This window comes from Gimesia sp. (assembly GCF_048262075.1).
Taxonomy (GTDB): Bacteria; Planctomycetota; Planctomycetia; order Planctomycetales; family Planctomycetaceae; genus Gimesia.
In genome coordinates, this window is record NZ_JBLXFK010000016.1 from 24,581 (window position 1) to 39,982 (window position 15,402).

The following is a 15,402-nucleotide window of genomic DNA, read 5'->3' on the forward strand; positions in this document are numbered from 1 at the left end:
TATGATTGCAGTCATTTTTACGCGATGACGTCATGAATTACATGGCCATGTACGTCAGTCAGACGCATGTCGCGCCCTCCAAAACGGAATGTAGACCTGGTATGTTCCAGGCCCAGCAGATGCAGCATAGTCGCATGAATATCATGAATTTCAACACGATTTTCGACGACTTTGTAGCCCCAGTCATCGGTGGCGCCGTAGGTCATGCCCCCTTTGATGCCACCACCGGCCATCCACATGGTAAAGCCGAACGGATTATGATCTCGTCCGTTCGTACCTTGCGCGAAGGGTGTTCTGCCGAACTCGCCTCCCCAGATGACCAGGGTCGATTCTAACAGTCCTCTCTGTTTCAGGTCTTTCAACAGTCCGGCGATCGGTTGATCGACAGCGCGGGCATTATTTTCATGATCCTGTTTCAAATTTCTGTGCTGATCCCAGCGGTCCGCTTTCACATTCGGGCATGTTAATTCTACGAAGCGGACTCCGCGCTCGACCAGCCTCCGCGCGAGCAGGCATTCCGCAGCATAAGTTCGGGTGGGCTCATACTCGGCATCGAAACCGTACAGGTCCAGCGTGGCTTTGCTTTCGCTGTTGAATGTCATCAGGTCGGGAATGGCCATCTGCATTTTATAAGCAAGCTCATAATTTGAAATGGCAGATTCAATTTCATCATGGACGCCGGTCTGCTGCTGTTTGAGTAGATCCAGCTGCTGCATCAATTTGAGTTTTTGCATCTGTGACTGGCTGGATTTTTCCTGCCGTTCCACATTGGCGATACCGCTGCCCCCCGGTTTGAAGATGGAGCCCTGAAAGCTGGCGGGCAGAAAACCGCTGTTAAAACAGTCGAGTCCCCCGGGAGGGATCAGTCCGCCATTGATCACCACAAAGCCAGGCAGGTTCTGACATTCACTGCCTAGACCATAATTCACCCAGGCCCCCATGCTGGGACGCCCCTGCAGTCCACTGCCTGTATGCAGGAAGTAGTTGGCAAACGTGTGTTCCGGGAACTGTGAGACCACAGAGCGAATGACCGCCATGTCATCAATGCAGGTGCCGATGTGAGGAAAGAGATCACTGACCGGGATCCCACTCTCGCCATACGGTTTGAAGTTCCAGGGACTTTCCAGTACTTTGCCGACGTTGTCAAACTGGGTGGCTTCCACTTTGAAAAAGTCGCCGGGACTCTTTCCATTAAATTTCGACAGCATCGGTTTGGGATCGAAGGTGTCAACTTGAGAAGGGCCACCATCCATGTACAGGAAAATTACATTTTTTGCTTTAGGCGGGAAATGCGTTTTCCCGGTCGACTCACTGGCGAAGGCACGATCCTGCAGCAGGGCCGTGAGTGCGGCTGCGCCGAAACCGTTCGCGCACTGCTTGAGAATTTCTCTTCTCGTGAATTGCTGTCGAAACCTTCCGCAGTGCATACTGACGACTTTCTGAAATCTAAAAAATGTAGATAAACTCTTTGAGATTGAAGATCACATGTCCCAACCCGGACCAGGCTTTGACTTGCTCGGGTTCGGCAGGATTGACTTTCACCTGCTGTTCAATGAAACTTCGTGCAGTCTGCAGTTCTTCTGGCGTGGGAAGCCGACCCAGCGCTGACTCATACATCCAACGAATCCGATCCTCGGTTGTCTGCAAACCCGATTCATTCAATACACGTTTGCCCCACAGGTCGGCCTGTTGAAGTACAAACGGGTCATTCATCATGATCAGCGCCTGTGCGGGAACATTGGAAACGTTGCGTCGGCCCATTGTGCTGAAAGGACTGGGGGTATCGTAAGCGAGCATCATCGGTGAAAGGAAATTGCGCCGAACCTGAATATAAATGGAGCGTCTTCCTGCGCCATCCAGCGGACCATTCACGGGGGGTTTGCCACGTCCGTCCATAAATTTTGTCAGGTGAACGGGAATCGAGGGCCCGTACAGCGTTTCGTCAAGTCGTCCCGAAATCTGCAGCAACGCATCGCGAATCGCTTCTCCTTCCAGACGTTTCAATGGCATCTTGTAAAGCAGGATATTGTCGGGATCAATGTCTGCAACATCCTGGGTGGTGGTGCTTGACTGCTGGTAGGTCTGGGTCAGCACCAGATATTTGATCATCTGTTTGAGAGAGCGACCTTCTTTGACAAACTTTAGCGCCAGAAAATCAAGCAATTCGGGATGCGAAGGGCGTTCGCCAAGCACGCCGAAATTATCAACGCTGGGAACAATGCCTCGCCCGAACAGATGGGCCCAGATACGATTCACAATCACGCGATGTGTTAATGGATTCGCAGGATTATTGATGGCTGCAGCCAGTTCCAGACGTCCGCTGCCTGCTGCACTGCGAGGTGAATCGCCCCCCAATGCTTCCAGAAAACGGCGTTCGACTTCAGGGCCCGGATTCTGATGGCTGCCTCGAATCAGGACATGATCATTTTCAGCACTGCCATCCATGATAGCCATGGCGGTTTGGGACGCAGTCTGGATTGAACTTTTCAACGTATTCCGCTGCTGCTGCCAGTCATCGATTCCTGCTTTGAGGTCCTGCATTGCGGGACTCAGAGGTTCAGAGAACAGATCAGGATGTGTCAGTACCCAGTTGACCAGAGCCACAGACTGAGATGTCGGATCAGGCTTACCGGTAACAAAGTCGTCAAAAGCGGTTTCCAAGGCAAGCGGTACTTTTGGTCCCGTCAGACTGACCGTTGTCAGGTCAGGTTCAAGAAGAGACGCTCCCTGTCTGACCTGGTAAACTTCCAGGGGGGACTGATCGATGGGAGTGAATTCGAGATGGACGCGATGGCCTTTGTAGCGGGAGAGATCGTGAGTGACCCAGACCGGCTTGCCATGGGGACTGGCTTGCACTTTTTTGAGTGTGGAGCCATGCAAAGGGCCAAACAGCAGTCGATGGGAATCGACGCAGGCGTAAACCCAGCAGTCTCCTTTCACGCGATAATTGACTGCTCCCTGGACTTCAAATGTGGGGGTACGCAGTGTTCTGCCGGCGCGGGGGTAGGACCGCAGTTTATTTTTCTGGTTCAGTTGTGGCGATTTCGTGTCAACCAGATCGTTCCAGAGTGGATCACGCCGGGCGGCGCCTTCGGTTTGTAAAATCAGATTGGGATCAGCGCTGGACGAATTCAGGACCAGCGTTCCTCGCGAGCGAGGTGCCATGCCAAAGATAAATCCATCCGTAATGAATTCTTCAGGGGCAGATTGCGAATAATCGATGATGACGCGTTGATCCGTTTTGTCAGCTTGATTTTTTGCAAACGGTGAAGGGGGCGTGAGGGAGGAATCTTCATCCAGTATAAATCGGACCGACATCAGCTGACTGTGATCCTGGTTCGACTGCAGAAAGCTCACCCAGTTTTTCAGAATTTGAGGCGAGAGACTGCCCTGCGTCGCTTGTGACTGCAGTTCCGCTTTCAGGGCGGCTGTTTTTTCTGCAGGATATTTTTCTGCCAGCGCTTTGGCTTCCCAGTAGTATTTCGAGAAGTTTTGAATGCCTGCATCGAAAGCATGTTTGATTTTTACTTTGAGAACTTCCTGCTGCCGCTGATCGAGTTTTTCAGCCTGTTTCGCGATTTTCTGATTGTGTGTCTTTGATTCGAATCTGACCTGGTGGTAATTACTGCTCTGCAGATATCCATACAGGGCGTAATAATCCTTTGTGGAAATCGCATCGAATTTATGATCGTGGCAGCGCGCGCACGAAACAGTCATTCCCAGAAACGATTTGGTCATGACGTCAATCGCGTTATCGAAGCGGTCGGTTTCGTCTTTGCGAATATCGACAGGCGAGTGCACCCATTCGCCCAGGTACCAGAAAGCGGTTGCCAGCACGGACTCATTGAACTTTGATACGGGGTTGAGCCGCGGCTGCTTCACGAGATCGCCGGCAATGTGTTCTGTAACAAACTGATCGTAGGGGAGATCCGCATTCAAAGCGCGAATCACATAGTCACGATACTGATGGGCATTGGGGGCATCGTTATCGAATTCGTGCCCACGGGATTCTGCATACCGCATCAGATCAAGCCAGTGCCGTGCCCAGCGTTCTCCGAAACGGGGTGATGCCAGTAAACGGTCGACGACCTTTTCTGTCGCATTCGGAGACGAATCTTCCAGGTAATGCTGAATCTGATCGGGAGTGGGAGGCAGTCCTGTCAGGTCGAAACAGAGACGGCGGAGTATCGTGCGCTTGTCTGCAGGAGAACTCGGATGCAGATTTTTTTCTTCCAGTTTCGCCAGGATGAACTGGTCCGCAGGGTGCGTTGACCAGTTTTTCTGTTTGACAGTGGGAGGCTTCACATCCTTCGCTGGTTGCCAGGCCCAGTGTTCCTGTTTGCGTTGTTGCAGATCAAATTCATTGGTCGCATCAGATGCGGCGGGCGTTTTTTCGTCAGGCCAGGGAAGTCCCATCTCAACCCAGCGGGATAACGCTGAAATCTGCTCGGGCTTCAGCCGAGTATCGGGAGGCATTTCATACGACTCGTATCGGACCGCCTGCAGTAGCAGACTGTCATGTGTCAGTTTCAGGTCTGCCGCCGGACCTGAGTCGCCGCCTTTCAGGAGTAGCGAGCGGGCATCCAGTCGCAGTCCGCCTTCCAGACGCTTGGACTGACCGCTGTGACATTCGTAACAATGTTCGGCTAGTAACGGCCGAATCGATTTTTCGAAGAATTCAAGTTGCTCGTCCGTAAAACGGGGCTGTGTATCGACATTGAGTTTTTCCTGTTCCGCAGAGTCTGAAAAACGACTCAAGCCGATCAGGATTAAGACCAGAGATGTAATCTGAATAAGCTGCTTCATGCGCCGGCTTTTCTTACGGTGTTCAGGTAATGATCTGGCTGAAGTCTGTCGAGACACTGTGATATACGAAGTGTCTCACTTCAATGGAGGGAGTATTCTTGAAATCGCGTTCTCGTTTTATTCTAACGTGAATCCAGACAGCGATTCAAGTTTTAATCGACTGTACAGTTCAAGCGGAACGAATTCCACCCCGACGCGTCAGATGAGTTCAGGCAATGGTCTGGCATGTCCTTCGACCAGATACTGCGGGCGTCCACTGAAGTCTTCCACGGTGGTATGTTCTGTTTCGATACCAAGATTGTGATAAAGGGTAGCGAACAATTCGGGGAACGTGACCGGGCGATCGACGGCTTCGCCACCCAACCTGTCAGTGGCTCCGATGACCTGACCGGTTTTCATGCCTCCGCCAAACAGAATGGCCGAGTTGACGCGCGGCCAGTGATCGCGGCCGACCTGGGCACTGATTTTGGGGGTTCGTCCAAATTCACCCCAGATGGCAACCGTGCAATCCTGATCCAGTCCGCGCTGGTGCAGATCTTCCAGCAGCGCACTGACGCACTGGTCAAAGACAGGGAAGTCTTCTGCTTCACGTTTGAAGATGGAATTGTTTTTCCCGCCGTGCCAGTCCCATTTACTGTAATTGAGTGTAACGACGCGGGCACCAGCCTCAATTAATCGACGTGCGACAAGCATACTCTGTGGGACGCGGGGGGCACCGTTACTGTCAATGAATTTGGTGGGATCACCCGTGCCATAACGAGCGACTGTCTGGGGATCTTCTTTCGACAGATCCAGTGCTTCTGCCAGTTGAGATGAGGTGAGGACTCCCATAGCCTGCTCGGTGAAAGTGTCCAGGCCAGTCATCATGCCAGACGCATCTGCTTCGCGTTTGAAGTTGTCGATGCTCTGCAGCAGTTGTTTGCGATCGGCCAGTCGTTCCAGTGAGATTCCATTGAGAACCATGTCATGCCGGGTCGGGCCCATCGGTCGGAAGGGAGATTGTGACAAGCCGAGGAAACCTGGTCCCGGTTCATTATAAGGACCGTGAGTGCAGGGATAGCAGAGACTGATAAAAGGGGGCGCCGATTCGACATGCGGACCCTGCAGTTTTGCGACGGTGGAACCAAATTGAGGCCAGCCACCCTGAGGCGTCAGTTTGCGGGGATCATGCCCATTAAAGCATTGGATGGCATCGTGGCCACTTTGTGAACCGACGATCGAACGGACAAGAACCATCTTATCCATCGATTGTGCCAGTCGCGGGAATGCTTCACAGATTTCAATCCCGGGAACATTCGTGGCAATGGGCCGCCAGGGACCGGCAATTTCTTTGGGGGCTTCCGGTTTGAGGTCGATCATATCCTGGTGAGGGGGGCCACCTACCAGGTAAATCATGATGACTGACTTCTGTCGCTTCTTTTCCGTTTTTCCCGCTTCGGCCCGTAACAACCGGGGTAACGTCAGACCAGTCAGTCCCAGACTGCCGATCTGCAGGAAATTGCGCCGTGATAACCGATCACAGAAAGATCCTTCTGTGTGATTCTGTCCAGACAGTGTCAGCATACCGTTCTCTCTCCCGCAAAACCTGAAAAAGTCTTTAGCTGGTTTGAGATTAATTGTATCAATTTGCGTTTATGTGTTCCAGAGGAGTCAGAGCAGTTCCTCAGATTATTTTCGGGCTCGTTCCCGTAGTTCAGGCAGGACCGATTTGATGCCATTGGCGCCCAATGAAGCGATTGATCCGATATTCACGAATCGATAGCCTTCATCTATGGCCTGCCGACAACGGTCCAGATCGCCAAAGGTGATTCCCGCAGGTTTATTGGCCTTGGCAACCCGTTTGGGGAAATCGGCCAGCAGTTTCTGCAGTTCGGGATGTTGGATTTGACCGATGATCCCCAGAGAGGCAGACAGGTCCATGGGGCCTGCGAAGACCACATCAATTCCGTCTACCGCGGCGATGGCTTCGATGTTTTCGATGCCTTCCGGGGACTCAATTTGAGCGACGATGGCAGTTTCCTGATTGGCGTAAGGCAGGTAATCATCAAAAGTGTAATCCAGGAACATCACCCAGTCCGGTGAAACTCCGCGTGTCCCTTCGGGAGGATATTTGGCATATTGTACGGCCAGTTTTGCTTCTTCCGCATTATTGATTTGTGGAACCATGATGGTATTGGCGCCAATATCCAGTGCTTTTTTAAAGTACATCGGATCCAGGCCCGGTACGCGGATCATCGGCATGCAACCCTGTCTGCGGGCAATCAGCGGAAGATTCTTGACTTCGTTGATGCCGTAGGGGCGATGTTCAAGGTCAATCCATAAAAAATCGACCCCTGTGTCGACGGAAAGTTTCGCCAGAATTTCCGATGCGTCGGGCATACCCACTCCCAGCGCGACATCACCTCGAGCAGTCAGCGTTTTAATTTTATTTTCAAACATCAGAGGATCCAAAACAAAGATGAGATTGAAGGGGTATCAGACGCCTTGGCGAACCCAAATATCATAAGCGGAAAAATATCAACGGCATACCCTGAGGGAGTATGCCGTTGATGAAATATTCTGATTTGTTTCAAACGATTCTCTATTTGAGATCCTTATGTTTGACTAGCGGCTGATGTAGTACATCGCCGGATCGTCGATGATCCACTCCGTGGACCAGGTTCGTCCGTTATCCTGATTACAGACATTGAAGAATGCTGTGTGGAATGACTGGATTTTGGTGCCATAAGGATAATGTGAAGCAAAGCGGTCAGCCTGGGTCAGGGGACCAACGCCTGGTTTGGCGTAGTAGTGAGTCCGTCCATCAGGAGTAAACGACATGCCTAATGTCCACCAGCCGGTCTGCTTGATTTCGGGGCCGATAAAATCCTGACCAGAGCTGTCTGCCCGGACCACAAACATGGCTGAATCTTCGCCATTCGGGCTGTCTGTTTTGCTGTTAAACTGGATGAACATACCCAGGTAGATGGTCTCCATTTTGGTAGAAGAACTGGTGCGGAAGAACCGTCGGCGTGAGCGGGAGCTGGATTTCATAGGCGCTTTGACAGCAGCACGAAAGCCAAAAGAAGTACCGGTTTTATCTTCCCATTCTTCGAAGGGGGGAAGATAGACACGCGTGATAATACTGGGAGAGTACGCGACAGAGACCATGGAGCCGGACATGATCAGGTCGTCCTGATTTGAGCCACTGCTGCCTTGTCCGGGCACACCGGTATGTAGTGATTTCAGAAGTAAAGAACTTTTACTGCCGGGCAGTCCCCCTGCTGGAGTGGGAACGCGTTGAACGACATCAGGCTGGCCGCGTTTTGCGCTTTCTGTCCAGACACCGTTGGAAGATTGTCCCAGTGGGTAGCGAGTGTCTTTATCAACATTCGTACTACTCTTCGGGAGGTTGGTAATATATTCCCAGGATTCATCTTCAAAGTCATCCCAGGCACCATCGATGCGGGTCCCTGTACCAGGAAGAACCTGTGCATTTGCCTGGCCGCCGGCGATCAGAATAGTGGTTCCTGCAAACAGAGCCAGACAGTGTCTGGAGAGAAGATGTTTCCATGAGAAAAACATGTGATTGGTTCCTGGCATTGAGATAAAAGAGAGAGGAAAAGTACCAGTTTCCTGACGTGTGGCTGATTCCTGCCTGAAATATCTGAGGGCGTAGAAAATCAGGGGAAGGTTACTTTTCCGCAGTTGTGCTATTACTGGAATTATCGGACGGATCGATAGAAATGGTTCAAACGCTCATCGGAAACGATTATTGCCATAAGTTGTTTAGTGGAATCGGTTTTGCGATGTAAAACATCACTCATGCTGGAAATAGAAACAGCGAAATTTGCGATCACCGAGCATACAGGCTTTGTAGCTTTTGTATTTTGACTGAATCGCAAAGATTCCAGTATTAGTTGGTTGAATTGAGCGTGCAGAATTGGATTTCGAAAATGGAATCGCTAAGATGGCGGTTTGCTTTTCATACCAGTTCTAACATAAGTCAAACAGGCTGTTTTTTAATCGTAGAAACCTCTTGGAAGGGCTTGGCGTGAGCACCTCACAAGAATATTGACGATTGATTCTAAATTTCGAGAACGTAATGACTGATCCACATGACTCTGAGCAGGATGCTGTTCCACAGAGTGTTATTGATACCAGACAGGAGGAGTTGATCCTCGTGCTGGACTTTGGTTCCCAGACCGCTCAACTGATTACCAGGCGTGTACGTGAACAAAACGTGTTCAGTCAGTTGGCCCGCCCCGAACTGTCAGCAGAACGCATCCGCGAGTTGAATCCGAAGGGGATTATCCTTTCCGGAGGTCCCGCCAGCGTTTACGGTGAAAACTCACCCCAGCCTGACCCGGAAATCTTTAATCTGGGGATTCCAATTCTGGGAATCTGCTACGGGATGCAACTGGTCTGTGCTTCACAAGGCTGTGAAGTGAAGGGGGGGGAGTCTCGAGAATTTGGACGCACTCCGAGTACCGTTTTAGACCATTCCAATCTGTTTTCAGGAGTTCCCAGCAATTTTATTGCCTGGATGAGCCATGGAGATCAGGTTCAGAATTTGAGCGAACATTTTGAATCTCTGGCTTCTACCGAAACCTGTCAGTTTGCCGCAGTCAAACACCACAGTAAACCCTTTTTTGGTCTGCAGTTTCATCCCGAAGTAACGCATACCGAATTTGGTGGTCTACTACTCTCTAACTTCGTGCACAAGGTATGTGGTTGCGAGGGGACCTGGAAAATTTCCAACCTGATTGAGCAGGAAATCGAATCGATTCGCCAACGTGTAGGCAATAAACAGGTCATCTGCGGTTTATCAGGGGGAGTCGATTCCTCGGTGGTTGCCGCGCTGTTGTATCGCGCCATCGGGTCTCAATTATCCTGTATTTTTGTGGATAATGGCTTACTCCGAAAAGGGGAAGCAGATGAAGTGGAGCATCGTTTTGGGGAGCATTTTAAAACCGACTTACATGTGGTTGATGCACGCGATCTGTTTTTATCCGAATTAGCAGGGGTCACTGATCCCCAGGAAAAACGGAAAATCATCGGCAGATTATTTATCGAGGTCTTCCAGAAGGAAGCGGCCTCGATTGAGAATGCAAAGTTTCTGGCGCAGGGGACGTTGTATCCGGATGTGATCGAATCGGGGGCCAACCCCGATGGACCAGCGGCAACCATTAAGTCGCACCACAATGTAGGCGGTCTGCCTGAGAAGCTGGGTTTTGAGTTAATCGAGCCACTACGGGAACTGTTTAAGGACGAAGTCCGGCAGATGGGGCATGAACTGGGATTACCGGATGAACTGATTTACCGGCATCCCTTCCCCGGCCCCGGACTGGCGGTGCGCTGCCTGGGTGAAGTGACCGAAGAACGACTGAAGGTACTTCGTGAAGCCGACCTGATTGTCATTGAAGAATTGCATAAGGCGAACCTGTATCGCAAAACAAAACAGGCATTTGCCGTCCTGCTGCCCATCCGATCGGTGGGTGTGATGGGAGATGGTCGTACCTATGAAGATGTCGCCGCCATTCGCGCCGTCGAAACAGACGACTTCATGACGGCGAACTGGTCACCGCTGCCTCACGAGGTTCTGGAACGAATGTCGACCCGGATTACCAACAACGTTCGCGGCATCAATCGAGTCGTGTATGATGTGAGCTCCAAACCTCCCAGCACGATTGAATGGGAATAAATTCCCTTTCCACCACTCTTTCATCTCGGGTTCTCAAAAGAACTGACGTAGAAGGAACAGCTGCGCGCTGAGTTCTGCAATTCAGCGGATCTGGACTTGATTTCCCTACCAATCAGGCTAAGGTAGGGTGTATTCGTTAATGTTCTTTATAATTATCGGACTGGCTGCGCGGGTGGTGTCATTGTGCACTTGACCTGCTGGGATTTCGAAAATCAGTTGTTTTCGGAGACGCGGCTACCTCCCTCCTGATTCATGCCTTTGCTGAAAGAGAAAGTCGGATTATATGCGTTCGGTTTCCAAAAGAAGTCTATTCTGTCTGGCCACTGGTTGTTTATCACTCACGTTACTGGTTAGCGGCGGTTATTTTTCTCAGGCCACTGCCCAGAAGCCATTGCCTGACGAAGGGGATTTGGCCAAACGACTCAAACGCATTCCCGCGACGTCGCCGAAAGACAGTCTGAAAGGATTCGAACTTCAGCGGGGATTTGAGCTGGAACTGGTCGCCTCTGAGCCGGATGTGATGGATCCCGTGGATGCCTGTTTTGATGAAAACGGTCAGTTGTTTGTGGCGGAAATGCGAGGGTATCCTTATCTGCCGGATCAGGTTCCTGATTACTTGGACCGGCCAGTGAGAAAAGAAGCGGGGGTGATTCGCCTGTTAAAGGATACCACCGGCGATGGAAAAATGGATCAGAGCTTTGTCTTTGCCGACACGATTACCTGGCCGACTTCCGTCTGTTGTTATGATGGCGGCGTCTATGTCATTGCCCCTCCTCATATCTATTACTTCAAAGACACCGATGGTGATCACAAAGCGGATATCCGTGAGACCGTCTTTACGGGGTTAAAAACGAATAATGTGCAGGGGCTGGCGAATAATCTGAAATGGAGCCTGGATAACCACATTTATTTCGCCGGTGGTACCAATGGTGGTTCGATTCTCAAGGACGGCAAAGAAGTCATCCCTGCCGGTCGTCGCGATCTGAAACTGAACCCGAAAACCAGAGAGCTGGAGCCCGTTTCTGGTGGTTCTCAGTTCGGACATTCCATGGATGACTGGGGCAATCGGTTTGTCTGCAGTAACAGCAACCATATTCAACACGTCGTCTATCCCAGTCATTATCTGAAGCGAAATGAATATCTCGCGGTTCCTGGAGTCTTACGAACCGCAGCGCGGAAAGGGGCAGCCGCTCCTGTATACCGGAAAAGTCCACCCGAACCGTACCGTGTCGTTCGTACGGCGCGACGGGCAGCTGATCCCAATTTTCGTAAACGACTTTCCCCCACGGAACTGGTCGCCACAGGTTTCTTTACTTCAGCTACCGGTGTGACAATTTATCGCGGTAGCGCTTATCCGCAAGAGTATCAGGGGAACGCGTTTATTGGTGATGTGGGAGGAAACCTGATTCACCGGAAGACGATGGATGAAAACGGAGCCACCTATGTGGCAACCCGCGCGGATGAGCAGACCGAATTTATCACATCCCAGGATAACTGGTTTCGTCCTGTGAATTTTGTGAATGCCCCTGATGGGACGCTCTGGGTGCTCGACATGTATCGTGAAACCATTGAGCATCCCTTTTCGATTCCCGAAGATATCAAACGCCATCTGGACCTGGAAAGTGGGCATGATCGGGGACGTATTTATCGCCTGGTACATCCGCAGGGAACTCAATTTCCTGTACAGAAACTGGGGACGATGCCAGTCGAGCAACTGGTTCTACAGCTGGAATCTCCCAACGCCTGGAACAGGGAAACAGCACAGCGTTTGATCTGGGAACGACAGGATCAGGCTGCCATTCCATATCTGGTCAAACTGTTTGAAAATTCTCAACAGCCACTGGCACGCCTGCATGCTCTATGGACCCTCGATGGTTTAAATGCTTTGAGTGCAGATCTGTTGTTGAAAGCACTCAAAGACCCCAAACCAGGGATTCGCGAACAGGCGATTCGTCTGGCTGAAAAACAGGCGCAGGACAGTCCTGAACTGTCAACAGCGGTACTGGCGTTGACTTCTGATCCCGAGTATCGCGTTCAGTTGCAACTGGCGTTCTCGCTGGGTGAATTTGACAATCAGGCTGCGATTACCGGCTTAACCAAACTGGTTGATTCAACCCATTACGATGGCGATATGCAGGTGGCCGTGCTCACATCTTCCGCTCAGATCTCGGGGCCACTGGCTGTGAATTTTTTAAAGGCTGCGAAAGGCAAGCTGTCAGGCAGCAAGCGTTCGTTGGTGATTGAACTGTTACGGATTTCAGGAGCGAAAAAAGATACGTCAGATGCTTTAACCGTGCTGGAATTTGTCTCCGATAATGCTGTTTCCCTGACGGAAAAGCAACTGGTTCTGGGGGCTTTAGGCGAAGGCCTGGGGCGTCGCGGTGCCTCACTGGCGACGCTGTTGAAAGATCCGAATCTGGATCCCGCTGTCAAGCAGCGCTTTGATCAAACAATTGCCGATGCGATTGCCATGGTTGCTGAAGAGGAAAAACCGGTTGCCGACAGGGTGGCCGCGATTCGACTGCTGGGATTCTTTGACTTTAGTGTCTCCGGGGAGGTATTGGCTGAAGTGTTAAATCCCCGTTCTTCACCTGAAATTCAGCTGGCGGCTGTGGAAGCGTTATCGCGGATGGATCATCCGGATGTAAGCGATGCGCTTTTAGAGAACTGGTCTGCATTCAGCCCTGCTGTACGCGCAGATGTTGTTGATGCACTGCTGGGATCATCCTCACGCATTGACAGTCTGCTGAAGGCAATCCAGGGCAAACAAGTCAAACTGAATGAGCTTTCACGAGACAAAAAAGATCTGCTGATGAATCATCCCGATAAGGGGATTCGCAAACGGGCACAGAAGGTGGTCGGTGGTGAAGTCAACAGCGACCGGGCCAGAATTGTTCGCAGTTATGAAGCCTCTCTGGAGCTCAAGGGGGATGCAGTCAGTGGTAAGAAAGTCTACATGAAGAATTGTGCTGCCTGCCATAAGGTTGGGGATCAGGGGCATAATGTCGGTCCTAATCTGGCGACCACCAAAAACAAGTCTGACAATGACCTGTTGATTGCGATTCTGGATCCGAGTCGTGAGGCACAGTCGAATTATAACGCCTACACGATCGTTACTGAGCAGGGGAAATTGTACACAGGAATTATTGCTGCAGAAACAGCGACCAGCTACACAATTCGCAGAGCCGAAGGCAAGGAAGATATCATCCTGCGGAACAACATTGATACACTGCTCTCCAATGGTGTTTCCCTGATGCCCAATGGCCTGGAGAAAGAGATCAATCCTCAGCAGATGGCTGATCTGCTGGTATTTATCAAGACCCTGAAGGCACCTCCGGAAAAGTAAGGTTCCGGCCTGAAATAAAAAAACAGCCCTGGCAGAGTTCTCTACCAGGGCTGTTTTTGTTGAGTATTATCTTTGAGAGCGGGTTACCAGTCCATTCCCAATGTGATCGATCCACCGAGCAGGCTCAGGTCACCCGATTCGCTGGCAGCGGAACCGGCACCACTCCACCACATTCCGTCCCAGGCAGCTCTTACCCAGACCAGGGCTCCGGTCTGCAGGACAAAGTCAGCCTGCATACCGACTTGAACTTCTGTGATATTCAGTGATTTCTTTGAAGTGGTTTGAGCTGTGGCAGTTACGGGACCGGGTGTCAGGTCTTCTGCAGCGTATTTTGAATTACCCCAGAGTGCTGCATATTTTGCACTGGTAATGAATGACAGGCTGGAAGTTCCTTTGGAGCGGCGGTCAAACAGTCCTAACGGACGGCGTGCTTCACCAAAGACGACGATACCGTTTCCGTCGAAACGATGTCCTGCATTGGAGGAGACTGGAGCACCGCTGGCGGTTCCGACAGCACTGTATTGCTGGCTTACAGATGCGTGACGGTAACCACCGCCGAATGTCGTCTGCCAGCGTTCAAAATTCAATTCCTGACTCAAATCAAGATCAATCGTATAGAGTTTGATATTACTGGAAGTCTGGATGGAATCCCCTAATTGGCCGCCCGCACGAAGACCACCAATAGCGGTTTTGGTAGGCAGGCCATTAAAGAATACGAAGTTGCTCGGGGCGATGGCACCGTTGGAAGAATCATCTTCAAACTGGAACCAGCGAACCTGGGCACTGAGCCCTTCGTTGTCAATAACTCCCAGGTTAATACGGGGAGCAGACTGATAGTTGTAGGGGAAGTCATTTGAAGTGGTGACGGTGCCTGCTCCTGACTGATCTTCCGTCAGAAATGCTGTGTCAGTATCGAATCCCGGTTTTACAAAGACTGCAGCGGCACCGGCGACGATTCCCAGGCGTTCATAGGTCGCGTCCTCAAGGTACGGATCATCAATCCAGTCACCTTGGGGGTATTCTTCGAAGGGACCGTAGTATTCACCTCCGTCGCCGTAATACTCGGTTGAGGCATACTGCCCCCCTTCCGGCATGGCGATCGGGGATAAATCAGAAGTTCGCGGAGAGGACGGCGCGAAGGAGACGGCGTCGACTGCTGGCCCTGCATAGTCGGACGTATTTGATATTCTGAAGACCCCTTCAGATTCATTTGAAGGTTCGACTGGGAAATCTGACTGAGAATAAAGTACCTGCGTCGAAAAACAGCAGATTCCCGCAATCATCAAGCCAACGAATCCGTTCGTTCTCATAGCTCAATCTCTCCATTTCAGTACCTGCAGAATCTGAATGATTCGGCCGACCGAAAGATGCTAATTAAAACTAACCTCTCCGACAAAACACAAATTGTGCTCTCAGAGTTTTCTTGTTCGTAAGTACAGCAGCAACCGGGCATGTGTAGACAACCCGCTGTCATAATTGATCGGCTTGGTTCTGCCACGAAGACCATTAAAAACGTTACATCTTGAAAAAACAGTACGATTTTTCGGAATAAATGATGCGATTGTAT

At 51.0% G+C, this 15,402-nt stretch carries 8 protein-coding genes; 2 read left to right on the forward strand and 6 right to left on the reverse strand.

Features of this window, described 5'->3' with window-relative positions; all coding sequences use genetic code 11:
* Nucleotides 1-17 precede the first annotated feature (17 nt).
* The 5 genes from ACN0YH_RS23850 to ACN0YH_RS23870 form a co-directional block, all read right to left on the reverse strand.
* Nucleotides 18-1,427 carry a DUF1501 domain-containing protein gene (locus ACN0YH_RS23850; RefSeq protein ID WP_417382101.1) on the reverse strand — a complete coding sequence of 470 codons (1,410 nt, stop codon included), beginning with the start codon at nt 1,425-1,427 and terminating at the stop codon, nt 18-20.
* 19 nt (nt 1,428-1,446) lie between these two features.
* On the reverse strand, nt 1,447-4,806 hold the full coding sequence (locus tag ACN0YH_RS23855; protein ID WP_417382102.1) for a PSD1 and planctomycete cytochrome C domain-containing protein: 3,360 nt from the start codon (nt 4,804-4,806) through the stop codon (nt 1,447-1,449).
* A gap of 198 nt (nt 4,807-5,004) precedes the next feature.
* Nucleotides 5,005-6,369, reverse strand: a complete 1,365-nt coding sequence (locus tag ACN0YH_RS23860; RefSeq protein ID WP_417382103.1) for a DUF1501 domain-containing protein — start codon at nt 6,367-6,369, stop codon at nt 5,005-5,007.
* A 105-nt stretch (nt 6,370-6,474) separates the two neighbouring features.
* Nucleotides 6,475-7,245 (reverse strand): HpcH/HpaI aldolase family protein, encoded by a 771-nt coding sequence (locus tag ACN0YH_RS23865; RefSeq protein WP_417382104.1) that lies wholly within the window; start codon nt 7,243-7,245, stop codon nt 6,475-6,477.
* Nucleotides 7,246-7,410: 165 nt separating this feature from the next.
* Nucleotides 7,411-8,370 carry a hypothetical protein gene (locus ACN0YH_RS23870; RefSeq protein ID WP_417382105.1) on the reverse strand — a complete coding sequence of 320 codons (960 nt, stop codon included), beginning with the start codon at nt 8,368-8,370 and terminating at the stop codon, nt 7,411-7,413.
* Between the two features lie 520 nt (nt 8,371-8,890).
* Here ACN0YH_RS23870 and guaA point away from each other — a divergent pair.
* Both guaA and ACN0YH_RS23880 read left to right on the forward strand, forming a co-directional pair.
* On the forward strand, nt 8,891-10,489 hold the full coding sequence (gene guaA / locus ACN0YH_RS23875) for a glutamine-hydrolyzing GMP synthase (protein WP_417382106.1): 1,599 nt from the start codon (nt 8,891-8,893) through the stop codon (nt 10,487-10,489).
* Nucleotides 10,490-10,772: 283 nt separating this feature from the next.
* Entirely contained in the window at nt 10,773-13,835 is a 3,063-nt protein-coding gene (locus tag ACN0YH_RS23880) for a PVC-type heme-binding CxxCH protein (RefSeq protein ID WP_417382107.1), read from the forward strand.
* Nucleotides 13,836-13,918: 83 nt separating this feature from the next.
* Here the strand turns inward: ACN0YH_RS23880 and ACN0YH_RS23885 are convergent, their stop codons facing one another.
* Nucleotides 13,919-15,145: a hypothetical protein gene (locus ACN0YH_RS23885; protein WP_417382108.1), complete on the reverse strand. Its 1,227-nt coding sequence runs from the start codon at nt 15,143-15,145 to the stop codon at nt 13,919-13,921.
* Nucleotides 15,146-15,402: the final 257 nt, after the last annotated feature.

Coding starts and splice junctions, on each gene's coding strand:
- ACN0YH_RS23850 (WP_417382101.1), bottom strand. CDS start 1,427: ATGCACTGCGGAAGGTTTCGACAGCAATTCACGAGAAGAGAAATTCTC.
- ACN0YH_RS23855 (WP_417382102.1), bottom strand. CDS start 4,806: ATGAAGCAGCTTATTCAGATTACATCTCTGGTCTTAATCCTGATCGGC.
- ACN0YH_RS23860 (WP_417382103.1), bottom strand. CDS start 6,369: ATGCTGACACTGTCTGGACAGAATCACACAGAAGGATCTTTCTGTGAT.
- ACN0YH_RS23865 (WP_417382104.1), bottom strand. CDS start 7,245: ATGTTTGAAAATAAAATTAAAACGCTGACTGCTCGAGGTGATGTCGCG.
- ACN0YH_RS23870 (WP_417382105.1), bottom strand. CDS start 8,370: ATGTTTTTCTCATGGAAACATCTTCTCTCCAGACACTGTCTGGCTCTG.
- guaA (WP_417382106.1), top strand. CDS start 8,891: ATGACTGATCCACATGACTCTGAGCAGGATGCTGTTCCACAGAGTGTT.
- ACN0YH_RS23880 (WP_417382107.1), top strand. CDS start 10,773: ATGCGTTCGGTTTCCAAAAGAAGTCTATTCTGTCTGGCCACTGGTTGT.
- ACN0YH_RS23885 (WP_417382108.1), bottom strand. CDS start 15,145: ATGAGAACGAACGGATTCGTTGGCTTGATGATTGCGGGAATCTGCTGT.